Here is a 437-nt window from a genome sequence, read left to right as displayed (position 1 = left end):
CCCTTCGCCCGTTACGAGGCGATGCAGCAGCTGATGCTCGACACGCTGGTCGCCAGCGTGGTCGACGGCCGCGCCGATCATCAGCCGGTGATCGATGCGGTCGCCCAGACGCTGGGCGACGCCGCGCTCGACCAGGCGTTCATCGCCCACGCCGTGCTGTTGCCGTCCGAAAGCTTCATCGGCGACCAGATGCGCGTCGTTGATCCGCAGGCGATCTTTGCCGCGCGCGAACGGTTGCGCGTCGACCTTGGCCGCGCACTCGCCCCGCAATGGCGCGCCGCCTATGCCGCGACCGACGCGGGTGCCTTCGTCTATACCCCGCAGGCGGTCGGCGCGCGTCGGCTGCGCAGCGTTGCGCTCGGCTATATCGCCGCCAGCGGCGCCGACGATGCGGCGGAGCTCGCTTTCGCTCAGTTCGAACGCGCCGACAACATGAC

The 437-nt window shown here is 69.8% G+C and carries 1 protein-coding gene; it reads left to right on the top strand.

What is annotated here, in order from left to right:
- The coding region (locus tag ACU8YE_RS25465; RefSeq protein WP_446930376.1) for an aminopeptidase N C-terminal domain-containing protein at nucleotides 1-437 on the top strand (437 nt) is incomplete at both ends.

It is taken from the genome of Ralstonia sp. VS2407 (genome assembly GCF_052950655.1).
This window is presented reverse-complemented; position numbering and strand designations above follow the sequence as displayed.